We start from the raw sequence: 14,186 nt of genomic DNA, 5'->3' as shown, positions 1-14,186 counted from the left end.
ACCGGAGTTACCGGCCGGTGAGTCGATCTGTCGGCGTCCCCTGCGGGACGACACCAGTTCAGCCCACCCGCGCGCCGCGACCAAGGAGCAGACCGCGATCGCGGCGATCACGAAGGGAGATCGCCGGCGGACGTCCGCGAGCGGAGGTCGTCGGCCGTGGCGGTGCACGCCGCCAGGAAGCCGTCGAGCGGGGCCGCGCCCTGCCGCGCCCCGGCCCCGGTCCCGGTCCCCTCCCTGACCGCGAGCCCCGTCTCCAGCGCCAGCTCCGCCGCGAACGGCACGAACGCCACCCGCGGACTGCGCAGCAGCCGCGCGTGCGAGGCGTACACGACGGTCCACAGCGGCGCGGCCCCCGCGCCGATCATCGCGAGGTTGTCCTGGAGCGAGCCGCCGACGGGCCCGCGTACCGGCGTGAACCCGGCCGCGTCGCAGGCGCCGACGACGAGGTCGACCAGGGCGGGGTTGGCCCGGCGCCCGGTGAGCGCGAGGGGCACCTCCGCCAGGTCGGCCAGGGCCGCCTCGGCGCGCGCGGCCACCGGATGCCCCGCCGGCAGGGCCGCCACCAGGGGGTCCCGCCACAGCGGCACGACCCGCACCCCGGGCACGGGTTCGGCGGCCCGGACGAAGGCCGCGTCGAGGCGCCCGTCCGCCACCCGCGCGAGCCGCTCCGCCGCGGCGGTCGACACCAGCTCCACCGGCACCCCGGGCGCCCGCTCGGCGAAGCGGGCGAGCACGCGGTCGAGGTGTTCGCCGAGCCCCGTGCAGGTGCCGAGCCGCAGCCCGCGCGGCGGCGCGCCGACCGCGGCCCTGGCCCGCTCGGCGGCGGCGAGGACGGCCCGCGCCTCGGGCAGCAGCCGCTCCCCCGCCGCGGTGAGCCGCACCCGGCGCGGCGAGCGGTCGAACAGGTCGGCCCCCAGCTCCCGCTCCAGGCGCCGCACTTGCTGGCTCACCGCCGACTGCACGATGTGCAGCCGCTCGGCGGCCCGCCCGAAGTGCAGTTCCTCGGCGACCGTCACGAAATAGCCGAGCTGCCGCAGTTCCATGCCGGAACCCTACGCAGCCGTCCGCGCGCCGCGGCCCGCGGGTTCAGCCGCCGATCACGGCCCCGAACCGTACGTCGTACGAGGACGCGCCCGCGGCGAGCACGCGCGCCGTCCGGACCGCCTCGTCCTCTACGTCGGCGCGCTGGGCCTTCGTCAGCGCCCCGAACGGCTCGACGACGACGGCGGCCGCCCCGCTCTCCCCCTCGTCCTCGTCGAGGCGCCACACCCCCGCGAGGAGGCCGTCCACCAGGAAGGCGCAGAAGGACTGGTTGGACTTCCAGGTGCGGTCCTTGTAGGCGACGGGGACGAGGCGGGAGCGGTCGGCGTGGGAGAGCAGCAGGTTGTCGTACTCGGGCAGGAAGCGCGGCGGCGCCGGGGCGTCCGGGTCGGGCCGGGGCGCGTCCGGCAGGTCGAAGAGTTCGACGCCGTTCTCGTCGCGGAACGTACGCAACTGGGGCCGCAGCCGCTCGAAGGCGTCCCGCAGCCGCGTGAGGCCCGCCCAGGCCTGCATGTCCTTGACGGACGCGGGCCCGAAGGCGGCGAGGTAGCGCCGCACGACGGCCTCGGGCGCGGCCCCCGCGGCCCCCGCGGCCCCCGCGGCCCCCTCAACGAGTGGGCGCCCCAGCCAGTGCTCGGCCGTGGTGAGCGCGACGCGCCCGCTGCGCCGCCACAGGCCGCGCGGGGTGACCTGGACCAGCGGGAGGCGGGCACGGGCGGCGATGCCGAGCGAGCGCGGGTCGGCGTCCGGCCAGTGGCGGGCCAGCTCGTCGCGGAGCTGGGCGGGGGTGCGCGGCTCGTCCTCGACGTACGCGCGGGCCACGGCGGCGAGCCGGTCCAGGTCGACACCGCCGAGGCCCTTGCGGAACATCCGCAGCTCGCGGTCGATGGCGGCCTGCGTCAGCGGGCGCAGCGTGAGCAGGTCGTCGGCGGTGAGGGTGTGCACGGTGGAGCGCATGGTGACGGCCCGCACGGCGGCGCGCCCGCTCATCAGCTCCGAGAGGTCCTCGGGGGCGAAGCCGTCCAGGCGGGCGGCGAGCGCGTAGTACGGCGGCTTCACGTTCTGCGCCTGGAGGCCCACGAGGTGGGTGAGGGCGGCCGCGGCGGACATCCGCGCCCGGCGCAGCAGCAGCTGCCGGTCGAGGGTGGCGCGGTTCAGCGCGCGGCGGCTGAGCACCGGGGCCGGCGGGGTCTTCGTCATGCCCCGCACGCTAACGCGCCTTGCGGACAGATCCGGTCCGCAAGGGCGCCGGGGCGGCGGGGCACCGGGGTCGCACTCATGCCATCTGTCACATATATCCTGCTCAGGGTCGTGAGGCCCGCGTTCGCGGGAAGCCGGACGGGAAGCGGGCGACCCGCCGAGCGAGGCGGCCGTGCCCCCGCGCACGGCCGCCTCGGCGAGGAAAGCCAACCGAAAACGGACCACCCGACGAGCGAGCACACGAACCGGCGACAGGAAGGGCCACCGGTGACCCCGGAGCGACGAGCACACCGCCCACAGTCGACGCGCAAGCACTCCTGGCGGCGCGCGACGGAGCGCCGCGCGCCCGAGCGGTCCGCGACACCGCCGGCGGCGGATCCGCCCCGCCACCGGCCCGAGCACACCAGGCCCCAGGCGCCGAGCGTGGTGCAGGCGGCCCTCTACCGCGACGGCGTCCGCGTCTCCTCGCCCACCACGCTCGCCGAGACGTACCGCGAGCTGCGCGCCCGCCCCGACGGCATGGCGTGGATCGGCCTCGCCCGCCCCACGGAGGCGGAACTCCTCTCCCTGGCCGCCGAGTTCGACCTGCACGAGCTGGCCGTCGAGGACGCGATGGAGGCCCACCAGCGCCCGAAGCTGGAGCGATACGGCGACACCCTCTTCGTCGTCCTGCGCGCCGCCCGCTACCTGGACGCGCCCGAGGAGGTCGACTTCGGCGAGCTGCACGTCTTCGTCGGCCCCGACTTCGTCATCACCGTCCGCCACGGCGCGGCCCCCGACCTCTCGGCGGTGCGCCACCGCATGGAGGACGACCCCGAACTCCTGCGCCTCGGCCCCGAGGCGGTCCTCTACGCCATCCTGGACGCCGTGGTCGACGGCTACGCCCCGGTGGTCGCGGGCGTCCAGAACGACATCGACGAAATCGAGACCGAGGTCTTCAGCGGCGCCCCCGAGGTCTCCCGGCGTATCTACGAACTGGCCCGGGAAATGGTCGAGTTCCAACGCGCGACCCGCCCCCTGGTCGGCATGCTCCACGGCCTGATGGCGGGCTTCGCCAAGTACGGCACCGACGAGGAACTCCAGCGCTACCTCCGCGACGTGGCCGACCACGTCACCCACACCAGCGAACGCGTCGACGGCTTCCGCCAGGCCCTGGCAGACATCCTCACGGTCAACGCGACCCTGGTCACCCAGCAGCAGAACGCGGAGATGCGGGCGTTGGCGGAGGCGGGGTTCGAGCAGAACGAGGAGATCAAGAAGATCTCGTCTTGGGCGGCCATCCTGTTCGCACCCACGCTGGTGGGAACGATCTACGGGATGAACTTCGACACCATGCCGGAACTGAGCTGGACCTTCGGCTACCCCTTCGCCATCGGGCTGATGGGTGTGGTGTGCGTGAGCCTGTACTTCATCTTCAAACGGCGGGACTGGCTGTAGCCGGGCGGGCGGCTCGGGCCTGCCGTGGCTCTCGGTGTCCGGGCCCTCGGCCGCCCCGAGTCCCTCCGCGGGGTCCCGGGGCCGGAGAGGAGCGTGGACGGCGACGCCACCCCCGCCACGACCTGGACGACCTGACCTCGGCGGTCCCCGCGTACGTACTCGAAGACATCGGCCAGCAGATGCAGCTCGCCTAGGCGGCACCAGCGGCCTCCGCCGCAGTTGCCGCGAGCCGGAGCAGCCGGGCCAGTTCCACGCGCCCGCGGCTGATCACGTCGAACGCTGCCGCCGGGTCCGCGTCCTGCGGCAGCGGAGTGTCGGTGAGGACGTCCGTCAGGGTGTATCGGTCGAGCAACCACCGCTGGAGTGCGCGCCAGTCCGTCGCCCGGTCCAGGGGGAGGCCGTCCGCCCAGGGCGCTGCCTCGTACCGAGTGGCGTCGGTGCCGTTGGCGTGGAGCAGTCCGGAGCGGCGCACGAGGCACGGGAAGCACACGCCGCAGTTGGCGAGGGAAGGGCCGCCGCTGCGGCGGGCGGGTGGCTTGCCGCAGCTCAGGGTGGACTCCAGGTCGGACGGGGCGAGGCCCGCGTCACGTCCGGCCTGGCACACCTCGCCCTTCGTGAGCTGCGCCCAGGGGTTGACCACACGTATCGGGCTCCCGGGGTCACCCACGGCAGCCACCAAGGCGTTCAGGCAGCTCAGCGTCCGCGGGTGCACGGAACGGGTGGAACAGGCCGCCGAACGGGCGGGCGTCAGCGGCGGGTTGAGGGCGAGCTGGCCGTTCTCGGGGATGTGGACGATGCTCACTCCGTGTGCGGTGGCGGCACGGATCGCGCCCCCCGCGTAGAGCAGACCGCGGGTGCGGGAGGAGGTTTCCAGTCGCAGCCCGGACCCGTCGCCCGCCGGGGTCTGGCTCAGTGGCAGCAGCCTCACCGGCCGCTGGCCACGCAGTCGCTCGACGGCCCTGTACACCCGCCGCTGCAGACGCAGCATGCCGATCTCGCGGAACATCACGAGCAGCAGCGGCCGGGGGTCGTCGGCCCGGGAGCGCGTGGCGGCCCAGCTGAGGGAGTCCAGTCCGCCGGAGAAGAGGGCTACTTCCGAGGCGCGCGTGTCCTCGGGGGACTCCATCGCCTCTTCTACGTAGTGATCGGTGAGAGGCCGGAAGTCCACGTTCCAGACGTCGCCGGTGAGGATCTGGAGGAGCGTGGTGAGGTGGGTGCGGGCGGCCGCGCCCTGCCAGCGCTCGTGCTCCGCCACGGGCACAGCGAGGCCGATGCGGCGAGTCCACCGGTCCCGTACGCCGGTCCGCCGTACGTACTTGTCGGCAATGAACGCCGCCCTGGCCACGCGGAAGAAATCCTCGGCCCAGTCAGGGACATGGCCGGGCAGATGATGCCGGCCGGTGATGCGACGCTCGTCCTCCTGGAAGGATGTCTCGCCGATCTCCGTCCAACGAACGCGACGAGGCGGGTCGTCCCGGCGGCCACGCCACCACAGAAGATGGTCGGAACCCGTCATGCCGCGACTCCCCCGTCTCCGGCGCTGTTTTCAGTGATCAGGCCGAGGACCTTGCCGACCGCCCGTGGTACCAGAGACTCCGCGATCCGGGGCAGCGCGGCCGACGGGTCCTGAGCGGCGTCCGCCATCGACTGCGCGGGGTCCTCGGCGTGTGCGAGATCCGTTGCTTCGACCGCTTCCTCACAGGGGTTCGGCACCAGACGCACGACCTTCTCCGCGACCCAGTCGGCGATCCTGCCTTCCGGGTCGGCCGCGATCAGTACCGGCACAGCCAGCTTGACGTGCTCGGCGGCAACGGAGCGGAGGAACTCCCCCACCATGTCGGCGAAGAACACCTGATAGAGGTCGCACAGGATGTCCCAGGCGAAGCCGCCGCCCGCGCCGCCCCCGCCCAGGGCGTGGTCCAGCTCGGGGTGTCTGCTCCGGACATCCCGCACCGCCGCGGCCAGCCCCCTGCGCACCGCGGCGTCGGCGAGCGTGCCGCCGTCTCCCCCTACCTCCGCGACGAGACGTGCGACGAGTGCGTCCGCAGATTCCACACCCTCGGCGGCGAGCGATCCCAGCGCCCCGGCGAGCCGCTCGCCGGCCGCGCAGGCGGTGTCGTACAACCCGAAAGCCGACCGGTCCGCGCGGATCGTCTGGTGCAGGGCACGCAGATGGTCCGCGGCGATCTCCTCCAGTCGCTGGTCCGCGTCGGGCGTGTCCTGTCGCCAGCGCGCCAACCGCCTCGCGGCGGAACTCCACTGGTCGCCGTTCGGCCCCTTCCATCGCGTGGATGTCCCCACATCGCCCCCAACGGTGGTGGCCCGACCGCTCTTCGTCCATGGCATCAGATCGAGGAATCCCCAGGTAGGGCGGGACTCGGCCAGGGCGGTACGACTCGGACCGGTGGTCGGCCGGCCACGGATACCACCATCTGTGGCATATGCGCCTTACGGCCGTGACCAGACGTAGTACTGGGTCCCGGGCCTGGCGCGGTTCCCGGTGCTGGGCATGCCGGAGGCTGGCGAGATCGGACCTTGCGTCATGTGGCGCGCGGTTCGCGTCCGCTGCGGAGCATCATGTGCGGCCCGCCCAGAAGGGCTCAGTTCTCCCTTCTCCGCAGCACCGCATACCGAGCCGGCCAGTCCGTCACGCCCCGGCGGCCCCCGAAGGCGGCGGTGCGGAGGGCGTGGGCGGTGAACCAGGGGGACACCGCCTTGAGGAAGGTTTCCTCCGTGGTCCAGGAGGGGCCCCTGGACTGGTCCAGGGCATCCTCCTCGGTCAGCGCGGCGGCGCCGATGTGGAACCACAGGCCTCCGGGTCTGCACACGCGGGACATCGCCTCGGCGAAGGTCCGGCGCTCGCGGTCGGTGGGGCAGGTGTGCAGGACCCCTCGGTCGAGGACCACGGGGTACGGGTCCGGGGGCACGTGGGTGGTGACGTCGAGGACCTCGTAGCGCACCGCCGAAGCGGCGGGCGTGCGGCGTCGGGCCTCCTCGATCGCCCGGGCGGAGAAGTCGCAGGCCGTCACGGTGTAGGCGCGGTCGGCGAGCCATCGGGCGGTGGTACCGAGGCCGCAGCCCACATCCAGGACGCGGGCCGGGGGCGGGGCGTGCTCGGCGAGGAGTTCACCGAGGACGGGGGGCGGGGCCTCGTCCCAGCCGGGGGTCGTGGTGTCGTAAGTGCGGTCCCATTCGGCCGCGTTGAGGGAGCGTAGTGGCGTGGCGGTTTCGCCGGGGGGTGACATGGTTCTTGAGTCCTCTCCGGGATACGGGGTGTGGGCGGGTGTGCGGCCGTCGGGGCCCTTCCGTCACCGGTTCCTTCGGCGCCCGATGCCTTCCCTCACCCCACCACCGGCCACCGGCTGATCCGGGAGGGCAGCCACCACAGGAAAGCGCCGGCCTGGTGCACCAGGCCCGACTTCGTGAACGCCTCCAGCTCTTGTGGCCGGAAGGCCGAGACGGGGGCGCCGTCCAGCAGTGACGCCAGCTTGGTCTTGTTCACTTTGCGCATGATGACGCGCCGTTGCGCCCCGTGGCGCAGGTCGGTGACCTCGACGAAGCCCCTGCCGCGCCGGTAGCCGCACTTGTTCATGTGGAAGGTCGTACGCCACTGGTCGAGGACGGCGTCGCCGTCGGGGCCCGCCACCGAACGCGGGGGGTAGAGGTGGCTGAACAGGCGCCAGTCCCCGATCTCGCCGCCGAGGTCCAGGTGCCAGTCGACGGAGAGGCCGTGCCCCGTCAGCTCCCGCACATGGGTGAGCCCTCGGACCGCCGCCCGGTCACCTCCGTCGTCGCCCTGGCGGAGGACTACCGGCTCGGGGAGTGCCACGTGCTGGGTGCCTCGTGCGACCAGGGTCGAGACGGTGTGGGTGGCAGTGTCCTCGTAGGGCTCCTCCCCTAGGTAGATGCCCTCCATCGCGCGGGCTTCTTCGTCGCGTTCCCGCCAGCATCGGAGTGCTGTCGTCGCGACCGCCTCGGGAGCCCGGTCCGCCGAGTTGTCGAGCAGTGCGGGCACGCGTGCCGGGCCGGCGTCGTGGGTCACCCAGCGCAGCAGGTCCTGGTTGGCCGCGTACGGTACGACGTGCACGGTCTGGCCGCCGTCTTCGAAGAGCAGTCCCAGCGTGCGCCAGCGCGACAGCAGGGCCGATACGTCGGCCGCCGTGATGTGGTGGTGGCCGGCCCGGAGTTTTCTCAGCAGTACGTCGCTGGCGCACGGCTGGTCGAGGAGGCGGAAGGCGGCCGTCTCCCAGGGTTCCTCGATCCGCAGAGTCCTCCAGGCGAAGCCGGGGCGGGTGTTGGTGAGGACGATGGAGTCGGTGAGGTCGCACTGGGTCAGCCGCCCTCGCGGGAACTCGTGGCGCCAGATCTCGACGGCCTTGTCGAGCCGCTCCGCGTGCGGGGCGGAGATGCCTTGGTGGGCCGCGTCGAAGACGTAGGCCATGTCGCGGAGTTCGGACCCGGGGAGGTCGTAGATCACGGCGTAGTGGGCGGCGGGCCGAAGGTCGCCGAAGCCGAGTTCCGGGCGGTTGAAGTAGGGGCTGAAGCGTTCGATGGCGATGCGGGTGACTCCGTTGGGCGGGGCGAGGTGGTGGAGGGCCGGGAACTGGTCGATCACCAAGTCGTAGTCCTCCTCGGTCTCGTCCGGGAAGCCGAAGAGGTAGTTCCATACGACGCCGAGGCTCACCGACTCCGCGTCCCGCAGCATGCGAACGTTCTGGCAGCCGGTCACCCCTTTGTCCATCAGCTTCAGCACCCGCCCGCTGAGGCTCTCGATGCCGGGCTGCACATAGTGAACTCCGGCGGCGACGAGGGAGGCCAGCTGTTCGCGGCGCATGTTGGACTTGATCTCGTAACTGATGCGCAGGTCGCATCCGGACTCCGCGAGCCTCGGGATCACCGAGCGCAGATACGTCATGTCCAGGATGTTGTCGGCCACGGCGACGTTGAGCACGCGGTAGCGCTCCGTCATCGCGAGCAGTTCGTCGACGAATACGTCCGGGCTCTTGCTGCGGAATTCCATGAACGAGCCGTTGAGCCCGCAGAACGTGCAGTGATGCTTCTGTCCCCACCAGCAGCCGCGTGAACTCTCCACCACCAGGTGGGGCTCGGCCATGGCCCCGGCGCGGGAGGCCGCGTGCTGCTCGAAGTAGTCCGTGTAGTCCGGGGTGACCAGGGCCGACGCCGGCAGCGGTGCCGCGCTCATCGCGTTGGCATGCGACGTGCCCGCCGCGTCGCGCCAGCACAGTCCGGGGATGGCGGCGGGGCTCGACTTGTCGCGCAGGCAGGCCAGGAGCCGCGTGAACGACACCTCGCCCTCACCGCGGTTGACATAGTCGACGAACGGGAAGCCGCGATGGAGCGCGGCGCCCTGGGGGCCGTCGCAATTCCCCCCGCCGAGGACCACACACACGTCGGGGGCGAGCTTCTTGATGAGTCTGGCCGCGGCGAGCACGGCGCTGTTCTGCGCGAAGGTCGTCGACAAGCCGACGACGTCGGGCCGGTCGGCGAGAATGCGGCTCACGAGGGATTCGATGTACTCGGGTGCCAGCGCGTGCAGTTGGCGGCCCTTGGTGAGCATGTCCCCCGGCACCGCGCCCGCCACGAGGTCCGCGAACTCGGAGTTGCGCCAGTGCGGATCGTCGTAGAGGGCGGAGGAAAAGATCCACTCGCTGTAGCCGGTGAAGTAGGAGTCCCAGCAGAAGTGGTACTCCTCGCGCGTCAGGCCCACCCGCTCGGTGATCCAGTCGAGGTAGTCCAGGTTGGCGTTCACGACGTCGACGCGGCTGTCCGGGAACTCGTCCGCGACGCGTTGCTTGAGGATCCCCAGGGCGAGGGAAGGAAAGTCGATCGAGGCCCAGGGCATGTTGACGAGGGTGATGTGCACCGTGACTCCTTCAGCGTGACGGACGAAAGGCCGGGAGCGGCGCGTCGCACGGGACACCGGCATCCGCGGCGGCGAGTGCGCCGAGGAGGGACCGGCCCCGCGCACTGGTCGCGGCCAGCGGCCCGCCAGGCGCGGCACTTCGCCTCACATGGGCTTCCGGCAGCGAGTACACCTGTTCCCGTACGGGATCGGCCAGCAGGAAGGAGGCGCCGCCCGGGCCGAGCGGGGCCAGCCTCGCCGGAGGGCACCGGATCCAGGGGTGCGGGCGCAGCGCGAGGTGCTGTGCCGGGGGCCGCGGTGCGGATGCGGCCGGCCCGGCCGGAGCGGCGGAGAGCCGGCGCATGCCGTACTTGAGCCGCTGGAGCATCTCGGCGCGCCCTGGTCCGCCGACGACGGTGTGCCGCGTGCCCACCCGGCCGCCCAGGTAGTTGAGTTCGCGGTTGTCGGCGAACGCTCCGGAGGTTTCGAGGACCACGCCGAAGCGTCGCGGATCGCCTGTCAGGCGGGTTCCCGGCTCGGCCACCATGAGTTCGAAGGCGTCGACGGCGAACTTCTCACGGTTGCGTTCCAGGAAGCGGAGTGATTCCTCGGCCTCCTCCTCGGTCTCGTCCAGCAGGCCGCCCATGACGGACAGATTGACCTGGATGCCGGCTGCCGCGAGGTTGTCGAGGATGACCTGGAAGTCCGCCGCGTCGACCCCCTTGTCCAGCTTGTCGAGCAGCCGCTGGGTGACGCCCTCGTAGCCGACGGCCATGCCCTCGCAGCCGAGTTCGGCGAGTTCCTCGCAGAAGGCCGGGTCGAGCAGGATCGGTTCCAGCCGGTTGCGTGTGTTGAAACGGACGTGGAGACCGCCCTCCCGCACCAGGCGCATCGCTCGGGCGAGCAGACGCAGGTTCGTGTTCTCGTCCACCACGGTGACGAAGTCGATGCCCGTGCTCTCCACGATCTGCCGTACCGCGTCGGCGAGTTGCCTCGGGGAGGCCTGCTGGTAGGCCCCGCGGTCGAGAGATCGGTTGCCGTAGGAGCAGAAGACGCAGCGTCCCCAGTAGCAGCCCACGCAGGACACCAGGGAGAGGACGACGGTGTCGTTGAGGTAGGAACGCACCTTCAAGCCGTCGTAGTCGGGTGCGCCTGTGTCCTTGAAGTGCAGAGTGGGCGGCCGGCTGGGGCCCGTCACGCCTTCGGGGCCCAGCCACCTCATCCCCGGTACGTCGGAGAGCGGTGTGTGCCGGGTGAGGTGGGCCAGCCAGCGCTCCAGGGGCTCTTCGCCCGCCGTGACGCAGAGCGCGTCCACCGCCGTGCGGACGGACGGCATCGCGGCCAGTTCGTCGTGGCGCAGCATGATCTGCTGTCCGCCGAGGCAGATGGGGGTGCCCGGGCTGAGCCTTCGGATCCACTGAGCGAGCAGCAGGGCCGGCGCCAGCTGGCTGAAGAAGGCGACGGATATGCCCACGGCACGTGGCGCGGAGGTGCCGAGGGCCTCCGTCAGGAGTCCGTGCAGGCTCCGCGTCGCGAAGTCGAGGGAGTCGACCCGCTTCGCGGACAGCCCGAGCACCGCCCGGTCGAGCGAGTCGAAGTCGTCCCACACGTGCGAGAGCGCCGATTCGCGCAGCAGCAGGTGGGTGGCCTGCCGGGCGAGGCGCACCGCGCGCACGGGGCCGAGGCGGGGCGCGGGTGCTTTCGTCAGGACGAAGTCACGCACCTCACGGAGGTGCCGCAGGGCCGCGTCAGCCACCGCCGCTCGATACCAGGCCGGCAAGTCCCGCGCCTGGTCCAGGGCTCCGGCCTCCCGTGCGAGCGCCGGGCCGTCCAGAAGGCGATGGGCCAATTCGATGCTGAGGTCGGCCTGGTGCGCGCTGTATCCGGCCCGGCGGACGTGCCCGGCGAGATAGGGCAGGCTCAGATAGGGAAAGAGGGTCGCCTCTGTGAGGGGCGGAAAGAGCAGCAAGAGGTCCATGCCATCCGTCCTGATCCGGGCGGATGAAGCCGACCGGGTACGCGAGGCGACCCGCCCGAGAGGGGCTCGAACGGCCCTCGGCGATCGCGGGGGAACCGAAGGAGCTGACAAGGGGGCGGCCCTTGGCCTCGCGGGGGAACCGAAGGAGCTGACAAGGGGGCGGCCCTTGGCCTCGCGGGGGAACCGAAGGAGCTGACAAGAGGGCGGCCCTTGGCCTCGCGGGGGACAAGGCACCAGGTGCTTACCGCGAGGCCGCGGGTGGCGTCCGTACCTTCTGGAACTCCGGCAGCGTGCGCGGGACACCGGAGGACGCGGAAGTTCGGGATGCCGGAGAACGCGGAAGTTCTTGGAGCGATTTCGGTCGGGCCGGTCAGCCCGCCGTTACGTCCGACGCGCGGTCCGCGTTCTTCGCGATGTAGTTGTAGGCCGTGGACGAGCCGCTGACTTGCAGTTCATCCATCTCGATTACCTCTAGTTCACCGAGGTCGCCGGCGGCCTCGGTGTTCATCTCGATGTCCATGGAACCTCCATGTGCGAGTGGTACATGAAACTGGAGTGGAATTCTGGGCCTTTGGTACTCGGCCAGGCTGGCTGCGACATTCGATTATGGTCAAGGGTGTTATCGGGCCATGATCATTCGATGGCGGCTGGGGCGAATGGGCCCGTCCGGGCGCCTTGCCGCCGGAAGGCGAGAGCCCCGCCTCGCTCCCCCACCAGCCAGAAGCGGTCCGGGGCGACCGTGAGCTGAGGAAGCGGCCGGCGGGGCCGGTCTCCCAGCCTCCTGTCCGGATGCCACCGTCCGGCGCTGATCGATTCGTTCGACGGCCCAAGGCGGCCCTCATGTTTGCCCTTACGGGCACCCTTTCGCGCCCTTCGAGGCCGGCTCGATGGGCAAGAGGCCGACGCATTGTTCTCGACGATACGAGGCTCGGACGAGGTCCGGTCCTGGCCGGATAGCGGCCTGTTTCAGCCTTTCAGTATTCCGCTTCATGGTTCGTGGTGTTGGCATCTACCCCATGCGTGTACGGTTTTCCCAGGGCCCGTCGACCGAGGGAGAGGCCACCATGCGATAGCCCACCGACCACAGCACTACGCCGCTGAATGAATTCCTCGTGAATGCGGGAGGACGAGCACGACGGAATTCTCCCCTCGCCCCCCTTTCCGGGCACGGCCTCAGCTCTTGGCACCGTTCGGTGAAAAGAAAAGAGGCCGTCCGGGCCCCTCGGGGGGTGGGCCTGGACGACCTCTGGTGCCGGGTGGCGGCGCGAGCGGAAGCCGCAGTTCAGAAACGGACCGGCAGGGAGCCGAGTGCGGTGCCCTTGCCGGGGACGTCGAAGTACTGGAGTTCCTCGGGCTTGACCGCCAGCTCCATGCCCTGGTTCTGAATCAGGAACGTATTGACGACGATCTCCGTCTCCAGCTGGGCCAGGGTCGCGCCGGTGCAGTAGTGCGAGCCGCTGCCGAAGGACAGGTGACCGACGCCGGGGCCCATGTCACGGGCGATGTCCAGCTTGAGCGGGTTCTCGAACTGCCGCGGGTCGTGGTTGACGCCGAGCAGCGAAGGGATCACCGCGTCGCCGGTCCTGACCGGGCAGCCGCGGAACTCGAAGTCCTCCGCGGCGTAGAGCGGCCCGCCGGTCGGCACGGACGTGGCGAAGCGGATCAGCTCCGGCACGGCCCGCCGCGCGAGCAGCTTCGGCTCCGCCCGCAGCTTGGCCAGCTCCTCGGGGTGCGTGAGCAGCGCGAGGATCGCCTGGCCGATGAAGTGCGCGGGCGGCGCGATGCCCGTGCTGGTCAGGAGCAGGAAGATGGCGATGATGGTGTCATCGGTCAGCAGGTCCTGGTCCGGGCCCCCGGGCTTGGTCAGCTCGGAGATGAGGTCGTCGGTCGGCTCGGCGCGACGGCGCGCGATCAGGTCCTTGTAGTACTCGATGATGCTGCCGATGGCAGAGACCAGGCGCTCCGTGTCGTACGAGACGTAGTCCATGATCCAGCCCATGAGCAGCGGCCGGTCGGCCTCCTCGACGCCCATCAGCTCACAGATGGCGGCCGCGGTGAACGGATAGCCCAGCTCCGCGATGAGGTCGCCCTCCTTCTTCGCGGCCAGGGCGGCGTAGGTGTCCGCCGCGTTCTTCTCCAGGCCCGCGCGGAGCGCGTTGACGCGACGGGCCGTGAAGGCGCGCGCGACGACGTTGCGCATCCGGGTGTGCTCCTCGCCGTCGGACAGACCGAGGAGACCGAAGTACTTGAAGTACTCCCGCGGCATGCCGACCTGCTCGAGCATCTCGTCGGTGAGGCTCGGCCCCTCCGCGCCCGGCAGCTTCGACTGGTCACGGATGAAGCGGGAGTCGTGGAGGATCTCCTTGGCGTCGTCGAAGCCGGCGACGAACCAGACCGGGGACTCCAGGCCCTCGATGGCGGCCCGGAAGAAGGAACCCTGGTCGCGCAGGGTCCCGTACTCCGCCGGGTCGCTCACCGTCTTGTTGCTCAGGTTGATGATCTGCTCCGTCACGCTGTTTCTCTCTTCTGTGAATGGCTGCGTGGGCCCCTCACCTGGCAGGTGAGGGGGGACGGGGGTGGGGGGGGGGGGGGGGGGGGGGGGGGGGGGGGGGGGGGGGGGGGGGGGGGGGGGGGGGGGGGGGGGGGGGGGGGGGGGGGGGGGGGGGG

General features: G+C 71.4%; 10 protein-coding genes. 1 reads left to right on the top strand and 9 read right to left on the bottom strand.

Annotated elements, in window-relative coordinates:
• Window positions 1-107: 107 nt before the first annotated feature.
• The gene (locus AC07GB_RS38465) at window positions 108-1,043 is read right to left on the bottom strand and encodes a LysR family transcriptional regulator (protein ID WP_478853989.1); all 936 of its coding nucleotides are present in this window, start codon (window positions 1,041-1,043) and stop codon (window positions 108-110) included.
• A gap of 43 nt (window positions 1,044-1,086) precedes the next feature.
• On the bottom strand, window positions 1,087-2,241 hold the full coding sequence (locus AC07GB_RS38460; protein WP_478853987.1) for a winged helix DNA-binding domain-containing protein: 1,155 nt from the start codon (window positions 2,239-2,241) through the stop codon (window positions 1,087-1,089).
• A gap of 267 nt (window positions 2,242-2,508) precedes the next feature.
• Between AC07GB_RS38460 and AC07GB_RS38455 the strand changes: the two genes are divergently transcribed.
• Window positions 2,509-3,678, top strand: coding sequence for a magnesium and cobalt transport protein CorA (locus AC07GB_RS38455; RefSeq protein ID WP_478853985.1), 1,170 nt, complete (start codon window positions 2,509-2,511; stop codon window positions 3,676-3,678).
• 190 nt (window positions 3,679-3,868) lie between these two features.
• On the opposite strand, the gene AC07GB_RS38450 is transcribed toward AC07GB_RS38455, so the two are convergent.
• From AC07GB_RS38450 to AC07GB_RS38420, 7 genes are all read right to left on the bottom strand, one after another.
• Entirely contained in the window at window positions 3,869-5,194 is a 1,326-nt protein-coding gene (locus AC07GB_RS38450; RefSeq protein WP_478853983.1) for a 7-cyano-7-deazaguanine synthase, read from the bottom strand.
• On the bottom strand, window positions 5,191-5,916 hold the full coding sequence (locus AC07GB_RS38445) for a hypothetical protein (RefSeq protein WP_478853981.1): 726 nt from the start codon (window positions 5,914-5,916) through the stop codon (window positions 5,191-5,193). The genes AC07GB_RS38450 and AC07GB_RS38445 overlap by 4 nt, the downstream gene beginning before the upstream one ends.
• A 362-nt stretch (window positions 5,917-6,278) precedes the next feature.
• The gene (locus tag AC07GB_RS38440; protein ID WP_478853979.1) at window positions 6,279-6,923 is read right to left on the bottom strand and encodes a class I SAM-dependent methyltransferase; all 645 of its coding nucleotides are present in this window, start codon (window positions 6,921-6,923) and stop codon (window positions 6,279-6,281) included.
• A gap of 95 nt (window positions 6,924-7,018) precedes the next feature.
• Entirely contained in the window at window positions 7,019-9,562 is a 2,544-nt protein-coding gene (locus AC07GB_RS38435) for a RiPP maturation radical SAM C-methyltransferase (RefSeq protein WP_478853977.1), read from the bottom strand.
• A 10-nt stretch (window positions 9,563-9,572) separates the two neighbouring features.
• Complete coding sequence (locus AC07GB_RS38430) at window positions 9,573-11,519, bottom strand: B12-binding domain-containing radical SAM protein (protein WP_478853975.1); 1,947 nt, start codon at window positions 11,517-11,519, stop codon at window positions 9,573-9,575.
• Between the two features lie 370 nt (window positions 11,520-11,889).
• Complete coding sequence (locus AC07GB_RS38425; protein ID WP_478853973.1) at window positions 11,890-12,039, bottom strand: hypothetical protein; 150 nt, start codon at window positions 12,037-12,039, stop codon at window positions 11,890-11,892.
• 762 nt (window positions 12,040-12,801) lie between these two features.
• Complete coding sequence (locus tag AC07GB_RS38420; protein ID WP_478853971.1) at window positions 12,802-14,031, bottom strand: cytochrome P450; 1,230 nt, start codon at window positions 14,029-14,031, stop codon at window positions 12,802-12,804.
• Between the last annotated feature and the right edge of the window lie 155 nt (window positions 14,032-14,186).

The organism is Streptomyces sp. NPDC045778, assembly GCF_056431945.1.
The sequence above is the reverse complement of the archived record's forward strand: the minus strand, read 5'-3'. Positions and strand labels throughout refer to the sequence as shown.